This window comes from Bradyrhizobium algeriense, assembly GCF_036924595.1.
GTDB classification, from domain to species: domain Bacteria; phylum Pseudomonadota; class Alphaproteobacteria; order Rhizobiales; family Xanthobacteraceae; genus Bradyrhizobium; species Bradyrhizobium algeriense.
This window is the reverse complement of record NZ_JAZHRV010000001.1, coordinates 1,614,696-1,632,672: the sequence shown is the minus strand read 5'-3', so window position 1 is coordinate 1,632,672 and position 17,977 is coordinate 1,614,696. Positions and strand designations below refer to the sequence as shown.

The 17,977-nt window shown below is 62.0% G+C and carries 17 protein-coding genes; 10 read left to right on the top strand and 7 right to left on the bottom strand.

Annotated elements, in window-relative coordinates; all coding sequences use genetic code 11:
• Positions 1–61: 61 nt before the first annotated feature.
• The 4 genes from V1286_RS07870 to V1286_RS07855 all read right to left on the bottom strand — a co-directional run bounded on the left by V1286_RS07870 (position 62) and on the right by V1286_RS07855 (position 5,960).
• Positions 62–2,068, bottom strand: a complete 2,007-nt coding sequence (locus V1286_RS07870; protein ID WP_334478720.1) for a hypothetical protein — start codon at positions 2,066–2,068, stop codon at positions 62–64.
• 143 nt (positions 2,069–2,211) lie between these two features.
• A complete protein-coding gene (locus V1286_RS07865) occupies positions 2,212–4,206 on the bottom strand; it encodes an acyltransferase family protein (protein WP_334489567.1) in 1,995 nt (664 codons plus the stop codon).
• Positions 4,207–4,401: 195 nt separating this feature from the next.
• The gene (locus V1286_RS07860; RefSeq protein ID WP_334478719.1) at positions 4,402–5,205 is read right to left on the bottom strand and encodes a hypothetical protein; all 804 of its coding nucleotides are present in this window, start codon (positions 5,203–5,205) and stop codon (positions 4,402–4,404) included.
• The gene (locus V1286_RS07855; RefSeq protein WP_334478718.1) at positions 5,202–5,960 is read right to left on the bottom strand and encodes a hypothetical protein; all 759 of its coding nucleotides are present in this window, start codon (positions 5,958–5,960) and stop codon (positions 5,202–5,204) included. The genes V1286_RS07860 and V1286_RS07855 overlap by 4 nt, the downstream gene beginning before the upstream one ends.
• Positions 5,961–6,327: 367 nt before the next feature.
• On the opposite strand from V1286_RS07855, the gene V1286_RS07850 reads away from it, so the two are divergent.
• From V1286_RS07850 to pseF, 10 genes are read left to right on the top strand one after another with little or no spacing between them, the layout of a single operon-like run.
• Positions 6,328–7,722 (top strand): GHMP family kinase ATP-binding protein, encoded by a 1,395-nt coding sequence (locus V1286_RS07850; protein WP_334478717.1) that lies wholly within the window; start codon positions 6,328–6,330, stop codon positions 7,720–7,722.
• 44 nt (positions 7,723–7,766) lie between these two features.
• Complete coding sequence (locus V1286_RS07845) at positions 7,767–9,686, top strand: N-acetylneuraminate synthase family protein (protein ID WP_334478716.1); 1,920 nt, start codon at positions 7,767–7,769, stop codon at positions 9,684–9,686.
• Positions 9,683–10,384, top strand: a complete 702-nt coding sequence (locus V1286_RS07840) for an acylneuraminate cytidylyltransferase family protein (RefSeq protein WP_334478713.1) — start codon at positions 9,683–9,685, stop codon at positions 10,382–10,384. The genes V1286_RS07845 and V1286_RS07840 overlap by 4 nt, the downstream gene beginning before the upstream one ends.
• The gene (locus V1286_RS07835) at positions 10,377–11,141 is read left to right on the top strand and encodes an SDR family oxidoreductase (RefSeq protein WP_334478712.1); all 765 of its coding nucleotides are present in this window, start codon (positions 10,377–10,379) and stop codon (positions 11,139–11,141) included. Before V1286_RS07840 ends, V1286_RS07835 begins: the two co-directional genes overlap by 8 nt.
• Positions 11,138–11,986, top strand: a complete 849-nt coding sequence (locus tag V1286_RS07830) for a sugar phosphate isomerase/epimerase family protein (RefSeq protein WP_334478711.1) — start codon at positions 11,138–11,140, stop codon at positions 11,984–11,986. Before V1286_RS07835 ends, V1286_RS07830 begins: the two co-directional genes overlap by 4 nt.
• Complete coding sequence (locus tag V1286_RS07825; protein ID WP_334478710.1) at positions 11,983–12,744, top strand: SDR family NAD(P)-dependent oxidoreductase; 762 nt, start codon at positions 11,983–11,985, stop codon at positions 12,742–12,744. Before V1286_RS07830 ends, V1286_RS07825 begins: the two co-directional genes overlap by 4 nt.
• Before the next feature lie 13 nt (positions 12,745–12,757).
• Complete coding sequence (locus V1286_RS07820; protein WP_334478709.1) at positions 12,758–13,597, top strand: SDR family oxidoreductase; 840 nt, start codon at positions 12,758–12,760, stop codon at positions 13,595–13,597.
• Positions 13,598–13,651: 54 nt separating this feature from the next.
• Positions 13,652–14,653, top strand: coding sequence for a UDP-N-acetylglucosamine 4,6-dehydratase (inverting) (pseB, locus tag V1286_RS07815; protein WP_334478708.1), 1,002 nt, complete (start codon positions 13,652–13,654; stop codon positions 14,651–14,653).
• Complete coding sequence (gene pseC / locus V1286_RS07810) at positions 14,650–15,849, top strand: UDP-4-amino-4,6-dideoxy-N-acetyl-beta-L-altrosamine transaminase (RefSeq protein WP_334478706.1); 1,200 nt, start codon at positions 14,650–14,652, stop codon at positions 15,847–15,849. Before pseB ends, pseC begins: the two co-directional genes overlap by 4 nt.
• Positions 15,846–16,535, top strand: coding sequence for a pseudaminic acid cytidylyltransferase (gene pseF / locus V1286_RS07805; protein WP_334478704.1), 690 nt, complete (start codon positions 15,846–15,848; stop codon positions 16,533–16,535). Before pseC ends, pseF begins: the two co-directional genes overlap by 4 nt.
• On the opposite strand, the gene V1286_RS07800 is transcribed toward pseF, so the two are convergent.
• Genes V1286_RS07800 through V1286_RS07790 form a run of 3 tightly spaced genes read right to left on the bottom strand, consistent with a single transcriptional unit; the run spans position 16,532 to position 17,899 of the window.
• Positions 16,532–17,143 carry an HAD family hydrolase gene (locus V1286_RS07800; RefSeq protein WP_334478703.1) on the bottom strand — a complete coding sequence of 204 codons (612 nt, stop codon included), beginning with the start codon at positions 17,141–17,143 and terminating at the stop codon, positions 16,532–16,534. The two genes, pseF and V1286_RS07800, sit on opposite strands and share 4 nt — an antisense overlap.
• Positions 17,124–17,771, bottom strand: a complete 648-nt coding sequence (locus tag V1286_RS07795) for a sugar phosphate nucleotidyltransferase (protein ID WP_334478702.1) — start codon at positions 17,769–17,771, stop codon at positions 17,124–17,126. Before V1286_RS07795 ends, V1286_RS07800 begins: the two co-directional genes overlap by 20 nt.
• Positions 17,741–17,899, bottom strand: a complete 159-nt coding sequence (locus V1286_RS07790; RefSeq protein ID WP_334478700.1) for a hypothetical protein — start codon at positions 17,897–17,899, stop codon at positions 17,741–17,743. Before V1286_RS07790 ends, V1286_RS07795 begins: the two co-directional genes overlap by 31 nt.
• Positions 17,900–17,977: the final 78 nt, after the last annotated feature.

The following is a 17,977-nucleotide window of genomic DNA, read 5'->3' as shown; positions in this document are numbered from 1 at the left end:
TGCGATCGGCTGGAAGCCATCCTGAACGACCGGCGGCGCTAACCGTTGGCGGTTGGATGCGTCAACCGCAGCGGATTTTTCGGCCGGTGGTGAGCGTCGTGAGTATCAACACTGTATCGAGCTTCCAGGGCGCAGCCCGGGCGCAGAGTTGCTGGTCGCTCAACGGTTCGGAATGGGCGTCCTTGTAATCGGTAAAGCCATAATACGGCTCCTTCGGACATTTCAGCGCCGGCGGGTTCAGTCCTTTCAGCATGGGCGCGCCGAGGATCGCAGGGACGAAAAGCGGATCCTGACGGCACTCCACGGCGATGGTCCAGAAAGGTACGTTGTCGGGCGGTACGAATACTGCCGTACGGTGCGACTGCGTGATCCCCATTGCCAGCAATGTCTCTCTAGCCTGCCCGCCTGGAGTACGGTTCATGTCGCTCGCCAGCGCATAGCGGGCCGGATGCCCCGGTGTCAAAAGTTCGATGAGGCGTTGCCTGGTTGTCGTCTCGGCGCCTGCGCTTTCACCGGAAACCACGCGGGCCCGCGCCTGAACCTCCGCGAACAGAGCACCCAACCTGTATGCGCTTTGCCGCTTTTCCTGCGTCGCAAGCGCGACGAGCAGCAGCGCACCAACAACAAAGCCCGGCATACCCGGGTTGGGAAAAAGTTTTTCGAAATGAGTGCCGCCGTAGGCGCAGACGAATACGATTGCCGTCCAGGTCCCGACATTGACGAAGTAATAGTCGGATCCACCGGGGACATTGATCAGCAGAACGGGGACCACGCTGGCGATCGCCATCATGGCAACCGCTTCGGCGCATCTTTGGTCCCGCGGCGTTCCACCCCGCCATACCTGAAACGCAACATAAAGCAGCGCAAGGTTTGCCGCGATGTTCGGCAAGGCGCCGCGCGGATGCTCGCGGATAAAGCCGAGCGGTTCGAGCGCCTCCAGCAGCATTCGCGCACCGGGGGTGATGATCGCGATTGCAAGGATCACAAGCAGGAGGAGTGGCGCAGCCAGCTTGATCAGGCCCAGCGGCGTCATGCCCATTCGCCGCCACAACAGGAATCCGGTGCCACCTGCGAGAACGGCGCCGACAGAAATCTTCGAAAGCAGAATCAGCAGGCCTGCAACGCCGAGCGCTGCGAACTGCAGGCTGAGGCGATGGCGCCGCTCGGTATCGGCGATCTCCGCCAGCAGCGGCAGCGTCAGTAGAAACAGGATCATCGCGAGGAAATAGGACTCCGAGACCAGATAGGACGTCCATCCCCACAGGTCGGCCACAAACAGCAGCAGCAGCGAACCCAGCGTGATCAGGGCACCATTGGCGGGGCCTTCTTCCGATCGGCGAAACAAGTGGATAGCCAGCGATAGGCTGAACAGGAGCATCGGAATGGCGATGACTTGCCCACCGATATAGTAACCTTCCAGGGTCGACACGCCGAGCCAAAGACTGACGCAACCGAGCCAAATGTGAGACAGAACGTGGTACTTGGTCGGCACGAGTCCATCGAGGCCCGTGCTCAGCACGCCATACTTGACGAGCATGTTGGCGATCGAGGCATGAAAGATAGTGTCGAGCTGGTGGATGCCCGTCTGCGCCAGTTCAGGCGTGAGGACCGAGCCAAAGGCGCGGGAATTGATCACCAGGAAATAGCCGAAACCTGCGAGGCAGCCGCAGGCTATGGCGAACACCCACCTGCTCGCGGGCGCGGCGCGTGCGGCGGACGCGGTCTGCACGATACCAGCGGCCAGGAGCCCAACAAGCAGCGGATAGGTGACGACGTCAGCCAGCAGCCCGTTCAGCCAGGCAAGGCATGGCAAGAAAATCACCGCCACCGTCGAAATCAGCAGCGCGCTATACGCTCCCCCGCGTTCCACATGGCGGACGGTAAACAACGTGGCGCAGGCGACGACGGCGCATGGTAACAGGGCCGCCTTGACGAAAACAAACCAGTGCGGACTTCCCATCGGCCAGCGCACAATGGCCACCATTGCCGCCGTTACAGCCGTCATCGTCCAGCAGAAGATGGCCGCGAAATAGATCGGGCTTGGTCGGCGGGCGGCAAGCTGCGCCATTGGACCGCGCACCGATTCAGCCGACCAAGACTGAGAGAGTTGTTCAGTTGCTTGCACGGATCGAACCTATGTTTTGCCCCGGGGCCTGACCATCGCCCTGCCCCAAAAATACCCTCGCCATCCACGAAAATATCCCGATCTGTTCATCGGGCCTCAGAGCCGGTCAGGCCCGGCCGCACGGCGGCACCTTGTGAATTGCCGGCAAGCGCGGCGGTCAATCCGATCTTGTCGGCGAAATCCTTTTTCGTTTGCAAGAGCAGATTACGTCGGATGTGGCCTTGATCCCGATAAAGAAACTCGCCGTTCAGGGCGAGCTCGCAGGCGTCATTCCGGCACATTTTCTCGGTTGGAATCACGGCTGCGGCGTTGGGAAACGACTTTGCAACTTCGATCAACATCGCGTCTGTCGGTGCGGTTCTTCGCTTGATGGCATCGGCATCGGAAGGCCGGACTGTAGAGACGCAGGCTCGTCTGAGGAGATTTGTGCTCTCACGCGCGGCGCACTCCACGATCTCCAGCGGCAGGGGCGGTACCATTCCCATCAGGAAGAAGCGCCTGCCCGGGGCTGAGGTTTCCTTGATGAGCTTCATCATTGCGTCCGTCATTGCTGGCAGTCCATCCGGGGAATGTCCTTGAATGCGCCAAGGCAGCTCCATCCAATTGGCTGTAAGAACCACTTGGGTGATCGAGGCATCTTCCTTGAGAAGTTTGACGCCGTTCGAATGGAAAAGCCGGCAACGATCGGCATAGGTTGGATCGGGCGTGGCGAGGAACAATTCATCGCCGAGCACTGCCGAACAGCCGGCAAACACCAGAAAAGACCGCTCGGGGTCAGCATTTATCGCATCGAAGATCGGTGCAAAATGCTGCGCGTGGCTGTCGCCCCAGATCACGGTCTTGCGCTTTGCGGTCTGCCAGGGAGCCCCGAACACGCAATACGCGCCCGGAATTACATCGAGCCGTTGCTCTTTACAGGGCCATTCCCACATAACCTCCAGGCTGCGCATCGCTTGCGCCTGGGGTGAGAGTCGCTGCGGCAACCCGTCTGCGCTATCCACATACATCGACGCGCAGAAAATCGTCGCGATGCAGGCCAATCCGGCCGACACCGTGCGCTGCGCGTTCCAGCGGGGCTTGCGCAACGGCTGCTCGACGAAGCGATACGAAAGGGTCGCCAGGACAATTGAAACGACTGCAAGCGCGGCTGCCTCGGCGGCGTCCGGCTGACCGTTGTTGATATAGATCCGGAAATACACCCAGACCGGCCAGTGCCACAGATAAAGGCTGTAGGAGATCAGCCCGACCGGCGCGAGCCATCCAAGGAGCCGTCCCGAGATCGTGCTTTGCGCGCGCGGCCAGATCACCAGTGCAGCGCCAATGCAGGGATAGAGGGCGAACTGTCCGGGAAACTTTCCGGGCGAAAGGGTAAATCCAATTCCGATCAACACGAGCCCCACTACGGCGGTGATCTCGCCGACGCCACGGGACAGCGGAGGCAGGAAGACCAGCAGCGCTCCGAGCGCAAGCTCCCATGCCCTCGGCAAAGCCATGTAGAAGGCGGCCTTCGGCTCAAACTGAAAATAGATGATGCTGCCGATGCATGCGACGAGCACGATCGCGGCGAGCGTCGCGGCCACGGCAATTCGCGACCCCGCAGCAGCGAGAGCCAGCAACAGCAGCGGCCACACCAGGTAGAATTGTTCCTCAACCGCAAGCGACCAGGTATGCAGCAGCGGCATCAGGTCTGCGGCTTGGTCGAAGTAACCGGTGTGGGTGTGAAAAAAGATGTTCGATACGCCAAACGCGGCAGCAGCGGTGCTGTTGGCGAGCGCAGCATAGTCGCCGGGGGAAAGCATCAGCCGACCAGCCAGGAGAACTGCGGCCAGCATCGTCAGCAGCGCCGGCAGAATGCGTCGCATCCGACGGTCGTAAAAGCTCAGCACCGAGAACGTACCCGATGCGATCTCGGCTGCCAGAACCTGCGTGATCAGGAAGCCGCTGATGACGAAGAACACGTCAACGCCAGTAAATCCGCCCCGGATCGGCCCGCCGTAATGGAAAGCGAACACCGAAAGAACAGCAACGGCACGCAACCCATCAATGTCGGCGCGATAACCGGGCTTAGTTGAGAGTTCCATCCCCGAACGACCTTGCCCCTTCAGTTCTCGCGGGGCATAGCATCGCGACCCACCCAGAACAAGGGCGGAACATCGGCGTCCGCCCTCCCACAAAAATCTCGCGTTAAACCTCTTCTGGGCCAGTCAAGCGCATCTGGCTTGATCGCCGCGGCACGCAGATTGAAAACACAAACGAGAAACATACGGCAGAACAGCCTAAGAATGCGCAGCCGTGATCAAGCCTGACGAGAAGCGCCTGAACGCTATTGGCTTTCTATGATTGATGACGCGGTCCAGTTCGCAGGTGAGTTCGAAAGGGCCTTCGCCGACGGCATCGAAATCCAGCCGTGCAGTGCCGCGCGGCTTCAGCCTCGCCGAATGCACGACTGCACCCACCGGGCCAGACAAGGTAAGGTCGACATTGGTCGTCACTCGGCTGGAGTTCATCAAGAAGTAGCTGACCCCGACCAGATTCAGAGACGCGTCGCCCTCCAACAAAGCTGAGCGGCGAGGGAATTTGGATTTCAGCGGCGGAATACGATCCATATATTTGTGCGAGTGGGTAATCTGAGGCGCCGCCTGTTCACTCCGGGGCAGGAAGATCGTCATGAACTGGGGAGAGGTCATTCCCAGAAAGTCGATTCCGGCCGGCGAACTGTAATGGCAGGTCACGACAAACATTCCGTGCTCGTCAGGCTCGCGCCCCAACAATTTCGAAATCGGCTCTTGGAGTGTTTCGAAGTGCTTCACTCTGTGCTCGCAGGAGCCGACCAGCTTGCCATTGCGGTCAAACACCCGGACTCCGTAGATGATGTCGATATTGGTATCGGGCGCGAGGAAGCTCAAATGGTGTGGAATGCTGATAATCGTGTCAAAATCAGCGTCGTGCCGATAGAGCTGGACCATGTTCTGCCGGATCGGCGATCCAAACAGCGCGGGACGGGCTTTCTTCAACCTCATTTGAACAGCATCGGCCGCTCGGCCGGCGCGGGCAATCATCGCGGGGACAAGGCGAATCATAGTCTGAGGTCTCCAAACGCCGCCTTTTGGAAACGCGCGCGCAGATTGGGATTGAACGGCGCCTCGGTAAAATACATCGGGGGAAGCGAGTGCTCGATGCCGAGAGCTCCGCTTTGGAGATTCTGGAAGACCGTGAAAATAGCAAACTGACTTGCTCCGCCCCGGATGCGCAGGGACAGGCCCTGGTCGAGCCGAGCTCCATGTGTCCGGGCTAGATCGCGAACGGGAAGCAGGAAAGTTGAGTTGAACCCGATGTCAACTTCGGTCACGGCCAGAACCTCCGACCTGAGGTTTCTGATCTCGACCTGCAGTTTGTTTGGACCTGGCGGCAAATCGCCCTCTCCGACCAGGTTCGTAAAGACAACGAAGGTTTCGAAATGCTCGAACAGCACGTTGTAGTGCGCCTGGTGCAGAATCGGCGAAAACTTGAAACCGGCATCGCGGAGCGGAACGAGGCTGGTCAGGACGGCGGTTTGCTGCTGGCCGTTTCGGAACAGCAATTCCCCCTCGAGCTCGGAAGCAGTCTCGCCCTCCAGTTCGACCGTGTGAAGTTCATTGGCCGAAACCGGCAGATTCCCAACCCATTGCGAGCGCCAAATCCGATTGATCTCGGAGGGCTGTGTCTCCCAGGTGGATGCAAGCGAGCCGTTCTGAAATGTCCTCACGCGAATCGTCTTGGCCTTGGTCTTCACGGCAAAGCCGGGCTCGTGCCCGATCGAGACGAGTGATGGAACGAGTAGTCGCTTTTGCGCCAAATGGCTCTCCCGCCGGCCGTGTGTCCTGAGCTTGGAAAAGCATAGATCACAACCGAACAGTGAACAACCGCCGGCCTGCGATCCACCAAAACCAATGCCGGTTTCCAGGACCAGCCGGCGTGCTACCGTTGTCCTCGGCGCCCCTTGGGACAAAACGAACCAATTCCGGCTTCATGAGCGGCCGGCGCGCGATCGCGCGCATTGCAGAAATGGAGCCCCTGGAGGGGCTAGCAGACAGCAAAATCGGCCGGAATTCACCCCTCCATGGGAGCCTTGCACGATCTGTCCCCCTGCCGTATCTACGGTTCGAAAATTGAGGCGTTTCCGGGCCAAAACCGGAACCGGTTGCCGCTTTGGACCCGCCAAATTGCCAGACAAGAGCCACCTTACCATCGCCGAGAGCGACACGATCGAGCAGGCATTCCAGCGGCTCAATGCCAACATGCTCGGGATACTGTTTGCCCGTGACGCCGAGGGGCGTGTGATCGGCGCCGTCACGGATGGCGACATCCGCCGGCGGCTGCTGACGGGCATATCGATCCAGGGCGAGGTCGCAAGCTGCATCAACCGCAACTTCGTGTGGGCGCGCGCCGGGGCGCCGCGCGAACAGATCCTCAAGCTGCTCGACCAGCGGGTCCATGTCGTCCCGATCCTCGACGCCGACGGGCGGCTTGTGGACGTGTTCAGCCGCGATCTGTTCAATCTCGGCCAAGAGAGCGAAGTATTCGCCCGCGCCCGCTCGCCGGTTCGCATCAGTTTCTCCGGCGGCGGCACCGACCTCACGCATTACTTCGTCGACAATGACGGCGGCTCCGTCATCAATGCGACCATTGCGATGTACGCGCATGCGACGCTGCGCCGGCGCAACGACAACCGGATCAGAATCTACTCGCATGATTTTCGCTGCACGGCCGAAGCCGAAAATCTCGCCAGCCTCGGCAGCGAAGGCGAGCTGGCGCTAATCAAATCGGTCGTGCGCCTGATCCAGCCGGCCTACGGTTTCGATCTCGACGTCTCGGCCGATTTTCCTGTTGGCTCCGGCCTCGGCGGTTCGGCGGTGGTGTCGTCTGCCATCATCGGCTGCTTCAACGAATTCCGCTCCGATCGATGGGACCGCCACGAGATCGCGGAAATGGCGTTTCAGGCCGAGCGGCTGATGCTGAACATCCCCGGCGGCTGGCAGGACCAGTACGCCACCGTGTTCGGCGGCTTCAATCACATGGAGTTTTCGTCCGAGCAGAATACGATCGTTCCGCTTCGCCTCGAGCCCAATATCGTCGCCGAGCTCGAGGAGAGTCTGGTACTTTGTTACACCGGCTCCAGCCATGATTCCGGTTCGATTCACCGTGACCAGAAGCAACAGCACGAGACTTGCGACGCCGTCGCGGCCGCAGCCAAGCAAAAGGAAGTGACGCGCGAGATCCGGCATCATCTGCTGCGCGGTCAGCTTCTGGAATGCGGTCGCCTGATTGACGAGGCATGGCACGCCAAGCGCCGCCTGAGTTCGCTGATCAGTTCTGACGAACTCGATGCGATCTATGATCTTGCGAAAGCCAATGGCGCGGTCGGCGGCAAGCTGTTGGGCGCCGGCGGCGGCGGCTATTTCATCTTCTTCGTCCGTCCGTTCCAGCGCTATCCGCTGATTGCGGCGCTGGAGCAGAAAGGCCTGTCCTGCTCCCGCATCGCGTTCGAGGAAAATGGCCTGCGGACCTGGAAATCGCGCATTCCCGGAGCGCCGGCCAAGGGCGGCGGTACCGCATAAAGAAGAGCGGCGGCGCCGCATAAAACTGGATACCGAGAAGGTTCATGAACTCAACCAACCAGGCGGCACCAATCCGGATCGGCAATCGTTCGATCGGCGGCGGCCAGCCGTGCTATGTCATTGCCGAAGTCGGCAACAACCATAACGGCGATTTCGACCGCGCCATAGCACTGGTGGATGCTGCGGTAGCAGCCGGCGCGGATTGCGCAAAATTCCAGATGCGCAAGCTGGATGAGGTCTACCGCGCCTCTAGCCTTTCCGGAAAGGACGACGACCTCGCCGTAGAATACACCCTCGACCTGTTGCGCCGCTTCGAGCTGACCACCGAGCAGCAGCGCCGCGTGGCGGCCTATTGCGCCTCAAAGAACATTCAGTACCTCTGCACGCCCTGGGACGCATCGAGCGTCGCGACGCTGGAGACGTTCGCCGTTCAGGCCTACAAGGTCGCCTCCGCCGACCTGACCAACCTGCCCCTGCTGGCAAAGCTGGCCGCGACTGGCAAGGCGCTGATCGTCTCGACCGGCATGAGCACGTCGGAGGAAATTCGGGCCGCGGCGAAATTCCTCGACGACCGCTCGGCGCCTTACGTGCTGCTGCATTGCCAGAGCACCTACCCCGCCGCGCTTCACAATATTCATCTGCGCTTCATGGAGACGTTGCGGGAGATCCATCCCTTCGTCGGCTATTCCGGTCACGAGCGCGGCATCGCGGTTTCGATCGGCGCGGTCGCGATGGGCGCGGCGGTGATCGAGCGCCACATCACGCTCGATCGCGAAATGGAAGGCCCGGATCACGCGGCAAGCCTCGAGCCGGAAGAATTCAAGGCGCTGGTGTCGGGCATTCGCGAAGTGGAGACCGCGCGTGGTGAAAGATTGGCGGAACGCGCGCTCAGCCAGGGCGAGCTGATCAATCGCGAGAATCTCGCCAAGAGCCTGGTGGCGGCCCGCGACATTGCGGCCGGCACTGTTGTCGCCGAGAGCGACGTCGCCGTCAAAAGCCCGGGCCAGGGCCTGTCGCCGCTGAAAATGCCGGCCCTGATCGGCCGGCGCCTCACCCGCGCGATGGCGAGAGACGACTATTTCTTTCAGAGCGACCTCGACAATGGTGCGGCAACGGCGCGCCGCTATCGTTTCGACCGGCCCTGGGGTGTGCCGGTCCGCTATCACGACACGCAGCGGTTTCTGGAAATCTGCCAGCCCGATATCATCGAATTCCATCTCAGCTACAGCGACATGGAGCGCGATCCGGGCGCGTACCTGTCCGGCACTTACGATCTCGGCTTTGTGGTGCACGCGCCAGAGCTGTTTGCCGGCAGCAAGCTGATGGACCTGGCGACGTCAGACGAAGGGTTGCGCCGCTATTCGCTGGAGCAGACGCAGGCCGTTATCGACATCACGCGCGGATTGAAGAAGTTCTTTCCCAAGACCGAACGTCCGCCGATCGTCGCCAATATTGGCGGCTTCACCATGGACGAGCCGTTGTCTGCGGAACGGAAGGCGGAGTGCTACCGCATCTTCGCAGCCAGTCTCGCGGAACTCGATCTCGACGGCGTCGAATTGATTCCGCAGACCATGGCGCCGTTCCCCTGGCATTTCGGCGGGCAGCGTCACCAGAACATCTTCATTTTCCCGGAAGAATCCGCCGCGTTCTGCGCCAGGCATAATCTGCGAATGTGCGTCGATATCTCGCACACCAAACTTGCCGCCAACCATTTCGGCTTCGATTTCAGCGAGGGCCTCGCGCAGCTCGGCCCGCATACCGCCCATCTGCATTTCGGCGACGCCAAGGGCCTCGACGGCGAAGGCCTGCAGATCGGCGAAGGCGAGATCGACTTCGATCAGATCGGCGCCGTGCTGCGCAAGCACGCTCCCGACGCCTCGTTCATCCCCGAAATATGGCAGGGCCACAAGAACATGGGCGAAGGCTTCTGGACCGCGCTCGAGCGTCTCGAGGGCCGCATATGACGAGGGTTACGCCCGGGCGAACGCTGGCCGTTGTCGCTGCGCGTGGCGGCTCCAAGGGCATTCCACACAAGAACCTGATCGACCTGTGCGGCAAGCCGCTGATTGCCTGGACCGTCATGCAGGCCGCCGCCGCGCGCGGCGTCGACGTCGTCGCGGTTTCTTCCGACAGCGACCAGATCCTCGAGGCCGCGGAGGCCGCCGGCGCGGTCGGTGTCCGGCGCCCGAAAGACATCTCCGGCGATCTCGCCTCGTCGGAGTCAGCGTGGCTCCACGCGCTGGAGCACCTCGATGGCAAGCTTGGCCCGTTCGGAAGGGTCGTCGCGCTGCAGGCAACGTCGCCGATCCGGGAATCCAGTGACATCGAACAGGCGCTCGCGACGTTCGAGCGCGAGGAACTCGACAGCCTGCTCTCGGTCTGCGAGGTCGAGGATTATTTCAACTGGCGCATCGGCGCCGATGGGCCCGAACCGATCAACTACGATTTCCGCAATCGGCGGATGCGGCAGCAGATCGAAAAGCGGTATTTGGAGAACGGCTCGTTCTACGTTCTAATTCCCTCGCTGCTGCGCGAACACAACAACCGGCTCGGCGGCAAGATCGGAATGCATCTGATGGAGCGGCACAAAATGTTCCAGATCGATCGCCCGGAAGACATCAAGCTTTGTGCGGCCATCATGCGCAGCTACGGCTATGCATAATCCCGCATCCTTTTCGCTCGAAGGAAAGACCGCCGTCGTCACCGGCGCTTCGCGCGGCATTGGGGCCGCCATCGCGAGCGGCCTGCAGGCGAGCGGCGCAAAAGTGTTCGGCCTCAGCCGGAGCGGCACGGCGCCTTCGCATGTCACGGCGGTCAAATGCGATCTGGCTGATGACGCCGCCATCGGGTCTGTATTCGATAACCTCGCGAAAACCGGAGAACGGCTCGACGTGCTGGTCAATGCGGCGGCCATCAGCCTTCCCGTCTCCGCGACGATGAGCGAACTGCAGAGATTCCGCGACACGCTGGCGGTCGACCTGAGCGGCGTCTACGCGACGATCCTTGCGGCCTATCCGCTGCTGAAGAAGGCGGGCGGCGGCTCGATCATCAACGTCACCAGCATCAACTCGGTGCGCGGCTTTCCCGGAAATCCCGGCTATGTCGCGGCCAAGGCCGGTCTTGCCGGCCTCACGCGCGCGCTTGCCGCGGACTATGCGCGCGACGGTATTCGCGTCAACGCACTCGCGCCCGGCTATGTCGCGACCGAGATGACGGCAAAAAGCTTTGCCGATCCTGCGATGCACGAGGATCGTCGCCGCCACACCATGCTCGGCCGCTGGGGCAACCCGGACGATCTGGCCGGCGCCGCGGTTTTTCTGGCGTCGTCCGCTTCGGCCTATGTGACCGGCCAGGAATTGTTCGTCGATGGCGGCTGGACCACGAAAGGCCTCGCGATCAGCGAGGGTGACAAGCCGTGACGACAACGCTCGAACGCATCGGGTTCATGCAGGGACGGCTGTCGGCCATGGTCGACGGCAAGATCCAGGCGTTCCCGTGGAACGAATGGCGTGAGGAATTTCCGCGCGCACAGGCGCTCGGCCTGACCCGTGTCGAATGGACCATCGACCAGGACGGCCTGCGCGAAAACCCGCTCAACACCGCCGCCGGCCAGCAGGAAATCCTCGATCTCTCGCGCCGCCACGCGCTCAGGCCCGCGAGCCTCACCGGCGATTGCTTCATGCAGGCGCCGTTCTGGAAGACGGACGGTGAGACGCAGAAATCGCTGGTCGACGATCTCGATCTGGTGCTCGCTTCCTGCAGTACGCTTGGCATCGAATTCGTCGTGATTCCACTGGTCGACAACGGCAGGATCGAGAACGCCGCGCAGACGGAGACCCTGCTGCGCGTTCTGCTCGATCGCGCCGCCTCGCTGTCGAGGCAAGGCGTCAGAATCGTTTTCGAATCCGACCTGCCGCCTGCCCCGCTGGCGCAGTTCATCGACAAATTCCCGCGCGAGGTGTTTGGCATCAATTACGACAGCGGCAACAGCGCCGCGCTCGGCTACGATTCCGCCGAGGAGATTCCGGCCTACGCCCCGCGCATTCTCAATGTGCATGTGAAGGACCGGCTGCTTGGCGGCACCACCGTGCCGCTCGGAACGGGTGCTGCGGATCTCGCCAAGACCATCCGACTGATCGAGCAGTCCGGCTATCACGGACAATATATTCTGCAGACGGCGCGCGCTGCCGACGGCGACCATGCCGGCGCGCTGGCACGATATCGCGACATGACGGTGCGCTGGATCGAGGACGCCAGGCGATGAAACTCGAGATCGAGGACCGGGTCGCATTGGTGGTCGGCGCCAGCCGCGGCATCGGCTTTGCGATTGCCGACACACTTGCCGCCGAAGGCGCCAAGGTGGCCATGGCGGCGCGCGGCCTCGACGGGATCAAATCGGCTGCGGACAAAATCGGCCGCGGCGCCTCGTGCCATGCCGCCGACGTCACCAACCCCGCCGCCGCGCTGGCGCTGGTGGACGATGTCGAAAAGCAGTGCGGCAGGATCGACATTCTCGTCTGCAACGTCGGCAGCGGCACCTCCGTGCCTCCGGGCAAGGAAACCGCGGCCGAGTGGTCGCGGGTGATGGATCTCAACCTGTTCGCCACGACCAATATGATCGAAGCCGCGAGACCGCTGATGAGCCGCAGCAGCGGCGATCGCGCGATCGTCTGCGTGTCGTCGATCTGCGGGCTCGCAGCGCTAGGCGCGCCCGTGACCTATTCGGCGGCCAAGGCGGCCTTGAACGCGACCGTGCGCGGCCTGGCCCGGCCGCTGGCGCTCGAAGGCATCCGCATCAACGCTGTTGCGCCCGGCAATATCCTTAGCGCCGACGGCACCTGGGCGCGCAAGATCGCCGAAAACAAAGCCGCCGTGGACGAGATGCTCGTTCGCGACGTTCCGCTGTGCCGGCTCGGCAGACCCGAAGAGGTTGCAGACATTGTCGCCTTTCTCGCCTCCCCCCGCGCAGCGTTCATCACGGGCACCGTGATCGTTGCCGACGGCGGACAATTGCGTGCTTGAACAGGAGCGCTCCATGACCGCCCTCTCCGCTCGATACGACCTCACGGGACGCACCGCGCTCGTCACCGGCGCCGGCGGATTGCTGGGACGTCAGCACGTCGCCGCCCTGGTCGATGCGGGCGCGCGCGTCGTCGTCAGCGACATCGGACTGGCGCAGGCCGATGCGACCATCACCGCGGTGAAGGAAATCGCGCCCGGAGCCGGCATGGTTCCGATCGTGATCGACGTGACATCGCAGGCATCGGTCGGCGCAGCCGGCGAGGATCTCGCCGGACGCGGCATCGCCGTCGATATCCTCGTCAACAACGCCGCGATCGATCCCAAGGTCACCTCGACCCCGGGCGTGATGCATTCGTCGCGCTTCGAGGCCTTTCCGGTTCCGCAGTGGCAGACGGAAATCGCGGTGGGATTAACCGGTGCGATGCTGTGCTCGCAAGTTTTCGGCGGCGCCATGGCCAGGCGCGGCCGCGGCGTGATCCTCAACATCGCGTCCGATCTCGGCGTGATCGCGCCCGATCAGCGGCTCTACCGGCAGCCCAGCATCACGCGAGACGAAGAACAGCCGGTCAAACCGGTCACATATTCCGTCATCAAGCATGGCTTGATAGGGCTGACCAAGTATCTCGCAACCTACTGGGCGGACCAGGGCGTCCGGGTCAACGCGATCTCGCCCGGCGGCGTCTTCAACAATCAGGATCCGGCGTTCGTTGAACGGCTGACGCGCCTCATCCCGATGGGACGGATGGCCCGGGTCGACGAATACTGCGCCGCCGTCCAGTTCCTCTGCTCGGACGCATCGAGTTACATGACCGGCCAGAATATGGTCATGGACGGAGGCAGGAGCGTATGGTAACCACCGCGCGTTCCCCTTATTTTCATGCAATGACGAGCCGGCGCAGAAGCAATCATGTTTAACGACAAGTCCATTCTGATTACCGGCGGCACTGGTTCGTTTGGGCGTAAATACGTCGGCAATCTCCTGAAGAACTTCAAGCCTCGCCGTCTCGTGATCTACTCGCGCGACGAATTGAAGCAATACGAGATGCAGCAGGAGTTCGACCAATCGCCGATGCGCTACTTCATCGGCGACGTGCGCGATGGCGAGCGCCTTCGTACGGCCATGAAGGGCATCGACTTCGTGATTCATGCAGCCGCCCTGAAGCAGGTGCCCGCTGCCGAATACAATCCGATGGAATGCATCAAGACCAACATCCACGGCGCCGAGAACGTGATTCAGGCGTCGCTGGAGGCCAACGTCGAGAAGGTCATCGCGCTGTCAACCGACAAGGCCGCGCAGCCCATCAACCTGTACGGCGCCACCAAGCTCGCCTCCGACAAACTGTTCATCGCGGCGAACAACATGGCGGGCGGGCATCGGACGGCCTTCGGCGTCGTGCGCTACGGCAACGTGGTCGGCTCCCGCGGCTCGATCGTGCCGCTGTTCAACAAGCTGCTGGCGGAAGGCACAGATCACCTGCCGATCACCGACCCCCGCATGACCCGGTTCTGGATAACGCTTCAGCAGGGCGTCGACTTCGTCAACAGGAGCTTCGAGCGCATGTCGGGCGGCGAGATTTTCGTTCCGATGATCCCGTCCGTGCGTATTCCCGATCTCGCAGCAGCCATGGCGCCGGACCTTCCGACCAGGGTGATCGGCATCCGTCCTGGCGAAAAGCTGCACGAGATCATGTGCCCGACCGATGATTCGCATTTGACCCTGCGCTTCCACGATCATTTTGTGATCAAGCCGACCATCAAGTTTTTCCGCAAAGACGTCGATTATGTTACCAACCAAATCGGCGAACATGGAGAACCGGTATCGGACGGATTCGAGTATAATTCCGGCCGGAACGATCACTTTCTCAATGTATCCGAAATCAGGGAATTCAACCGAATTGCGGTCCAATGATCCCCTATGGACGTCAGGACATTTCGGCAGAGGACATTGACGCAGTCACCGAGGTGCTGCGCTCGGACTGGCTGACGCAGGGACAGGCCGGCCCCCGGTTCGAGCAGGCAATGGCCGCCTATTGCGGCAGCCGCAGCGCGATTGCGGTATCCAATGCGACGGCCGCCCTGCACATCGCCTGCATCGCGCTCGATCTCGGCCCCGGCGACGCGCTCTGGACCAGCCCGAACACCTTTGTGGCATCGGCCAATTGCGCGCTGTATTGCGGCGCCGACGTCGACTTCGTCGACATCGATCCGCGCACCTACAATATGAGCGTCTCAGCGCTGGCCGAGAAGCTCGAAGCCGCGGCATCGCAGGGCCGATTGCCGAAGATCGTCGTACCCGTGCATTTCGCCGGCCAGTCCTGCGAAATGCGGGAAATCCGCGCGTTGGCCGACCGCTACGGCTTTCGCATCGTCGAGGATGCCTCGCACGCAGTCGGCGGCGAATATCTCGGACGCAAGGTCGGCTCCTGCGACTACGGCGACGCCACGATCTTCAGCTTCCACCCGGTCAAGATCATCACGACCGGCGAAGGCGGCATGGCCCTGACCAACGATCCGAAGCTCGCCGAGCGCCTTTCCTATCTGCGCACGCACGGGATCATCCGCCCGGCACAGCGGCCTGAAGAACCGCAGGGCGCGTCGCGGATCGCCGAGGAGCGGGCCAACGAAGAACGAGATGGCCCGTGGATGTACGAGCAGATCGAGCTTGGCCTGAATTATCGCATGACCGACATTCAGTCGGCGCTCGGCACCAGCCAACTCGCGCGGCTCGACCCCTTTGTCGCGCGCCGGCGCGAGCTTGCCGCCCGCTACGACACCCTGCTGGCAAAGCTGCCGGTGGCGTGCCCGTGGCAGCACCCCGACACCAATTCGGCCTGGCATCTCTACGTCATTCGCCTGCACCGCAACGAGATCAGGCTCAGCCGGCGTCAGGTGTTCGACGCCCTGCGCGCAGCCGGGATCGGCGTTAATGTGCACTACATTCCCGTGCATACACAGCCTTATTACCGGAAGCTCGGTTTCCAGACCGGCATGTTCCCCGAGGCCGAGAGTTACTACGAGGACGCGATTACACTGCCGCTGTTTTCGCGCATGACAAATGACGAACAGGACACCGTCGTCGCGGCGCTGCGGAAGATCCTCGCGTGAAGATCGCCGTCATCCCGGCGCGAGGCGGCAGCAGGCGGATCCCGCGCAAGAACATCCGCATGTTCTGCGGCAAGCCGATCATTGCCTATTCGATCGCCGCGGCAAAGCAGACCGGACTGTTCGATCAGGTCGTCGTCTCGACCGATGACGAGGAGATCGCCTCCGTCGCGCGCGAATTCGGTGCCTCGACGCCCTTCATCCGGCCGAAGGAAATTGCCGACGACTTCACCGGCACCAACGCCGTCGTGAAGCATGCGGTGGCCTGGTTTAACTCGCAGTCAAACGACGTCACGCATGCGTGCTGTCTCTACGCCACCGCGCCGCTGGTGCAGGCGCGATTCATCACCGAAGGTTACGAGACCCTCGCCCGCTCGGAAGCCGCCTTCGCGTTTTCCGTCACCAGTTACGCTTTTCCGATCCAGCGCGCCGTGCGCATCACGCCGCAGGGCCGGGTGGACGCGATCTATCCGGAACACCGCATGACGCGGTCGCAGGATCTGGAGCACACCTATCACGATGCCGGCCAGTTCTATTGGGGAACAGCGCGCGCCTTTCTGGAGGACATGCCGCTGTTCGCGCCGCATTCGATCGGCGTGATCCTGCCGCGGCATCTGGTGCAGGATATCGATACGCTCGAAGACTGGGACCGGGCCGAGCTGATGTACCGCGCCATCAACCGCGCTTAAGGCCCGATCAAGCCCGAGTTCGCTCCGAGCAGCGGCCGAATGAACGACAAGAGATCGCCGCCCTTGAAAAGATGCCCTGCGATCCCGGCGGCTGCAGCCGCCTGGAGGTCGTGGGGCATATCGCCGACGAGAAGACTGGATTCCTTACGCACCGGCCAGCCTTTGAGGCAATCGAGGATCATGCCCGGCGCCGGCTTGCGTCGGTCGCTTGCCTGCCGCCACTCCGCGACGACGCCCTCCTCGTGATAGGGGCAGTATTGAAATTCATCGATATGCGCGCCGATTTCAGCGAGATCCCGGCTGATCCAGTCGTGCAGCGTCTGAATGGCCTCGATCCCGTAATAGCCGCGCGCGACGCCGGCCTGATTGGTGACCACGAAGGTCAGATAGCCGCGATCGTTGCAGAGCTTGATGGCCTCGCGCGCACCGGCGACCCACTCGAAATCCTCGACCTTGTGGACATAGGCCTTGTCGATATTGAGGACTCCGTCCCGGTCGAAGAAAACGGCAGAACGCCGCACGCGCTCGGGAAGTTCGGTCTGCGCGCGTTCGAAGTCGGCGGGCACACCGATGTCGATGAAAAACCCGTCATATAAATTTGCCCGCAACTGCCCTTTTTCGGCAAGGCGCCGGAAAGACCGCCTGTTCGAGCGAACAGGGCAGATCGTCGATGAAAGATAGAATTTCCCGGTCGACGCAATAGACGCCCGAGTTGATGGGCCCGTTCGGCTGCGCCCCCGCCGGCAGGAACGTCTTGATGAAATCCTTATCGAGCAGGACGCGGCCGTAGCGGTCGCCGGCATGATCCTTTTTCAACGCCACGCGTACGATCGCGGGCGATTGCGCCGTCGCGGCAAGATCGAGAATGTTGAAATCGAAAAAGGAGTCGCCGTTGAGAAGCAGGAATTTGTCATCCAGCCTGGCCGCGGCGTGCTTCAACGCCCCGCCGGTACCCAATTGTGCCGGCTCGGACACCACCGAGACGGCGGCGCCACGCCAGCGCCGGCCGCCATAGCGATCGACCACCTGCCCGGCCTGATGGCCGGCCAGCAGCACGATGTCCTGAATGGTCGGATAGCGCGACAGCTCGTCGAGGATGTAATCCAGGAAAGGCTTGCCCGCCACCTCCAGCAGCGGCTTCGGGACCAGCCGCGTCATCTCGCCCAGCCGGGTACCAAGTCCACCGACCAGAATGACGGCCTGCTTCAGCACAACACCGCCTCGACGAAGCCGCATGGTGTCAATGCCGGCAGCGGCGCCTGAACCTTCCAGCGGCGCCCCATCAATCCCGCCGCCGCGGTCCGATCGCGTTCGAGACAAATCCGCCGTTCGCGACGCGTCGTGCCCTCCGTCTCGACGGCCATGAAACTATCAGAGTGATGCATCGAAATTTTACCGTCGAAACAAGCGAAATCTCCGCAAAAAATGTGTTTCTTGCGGAA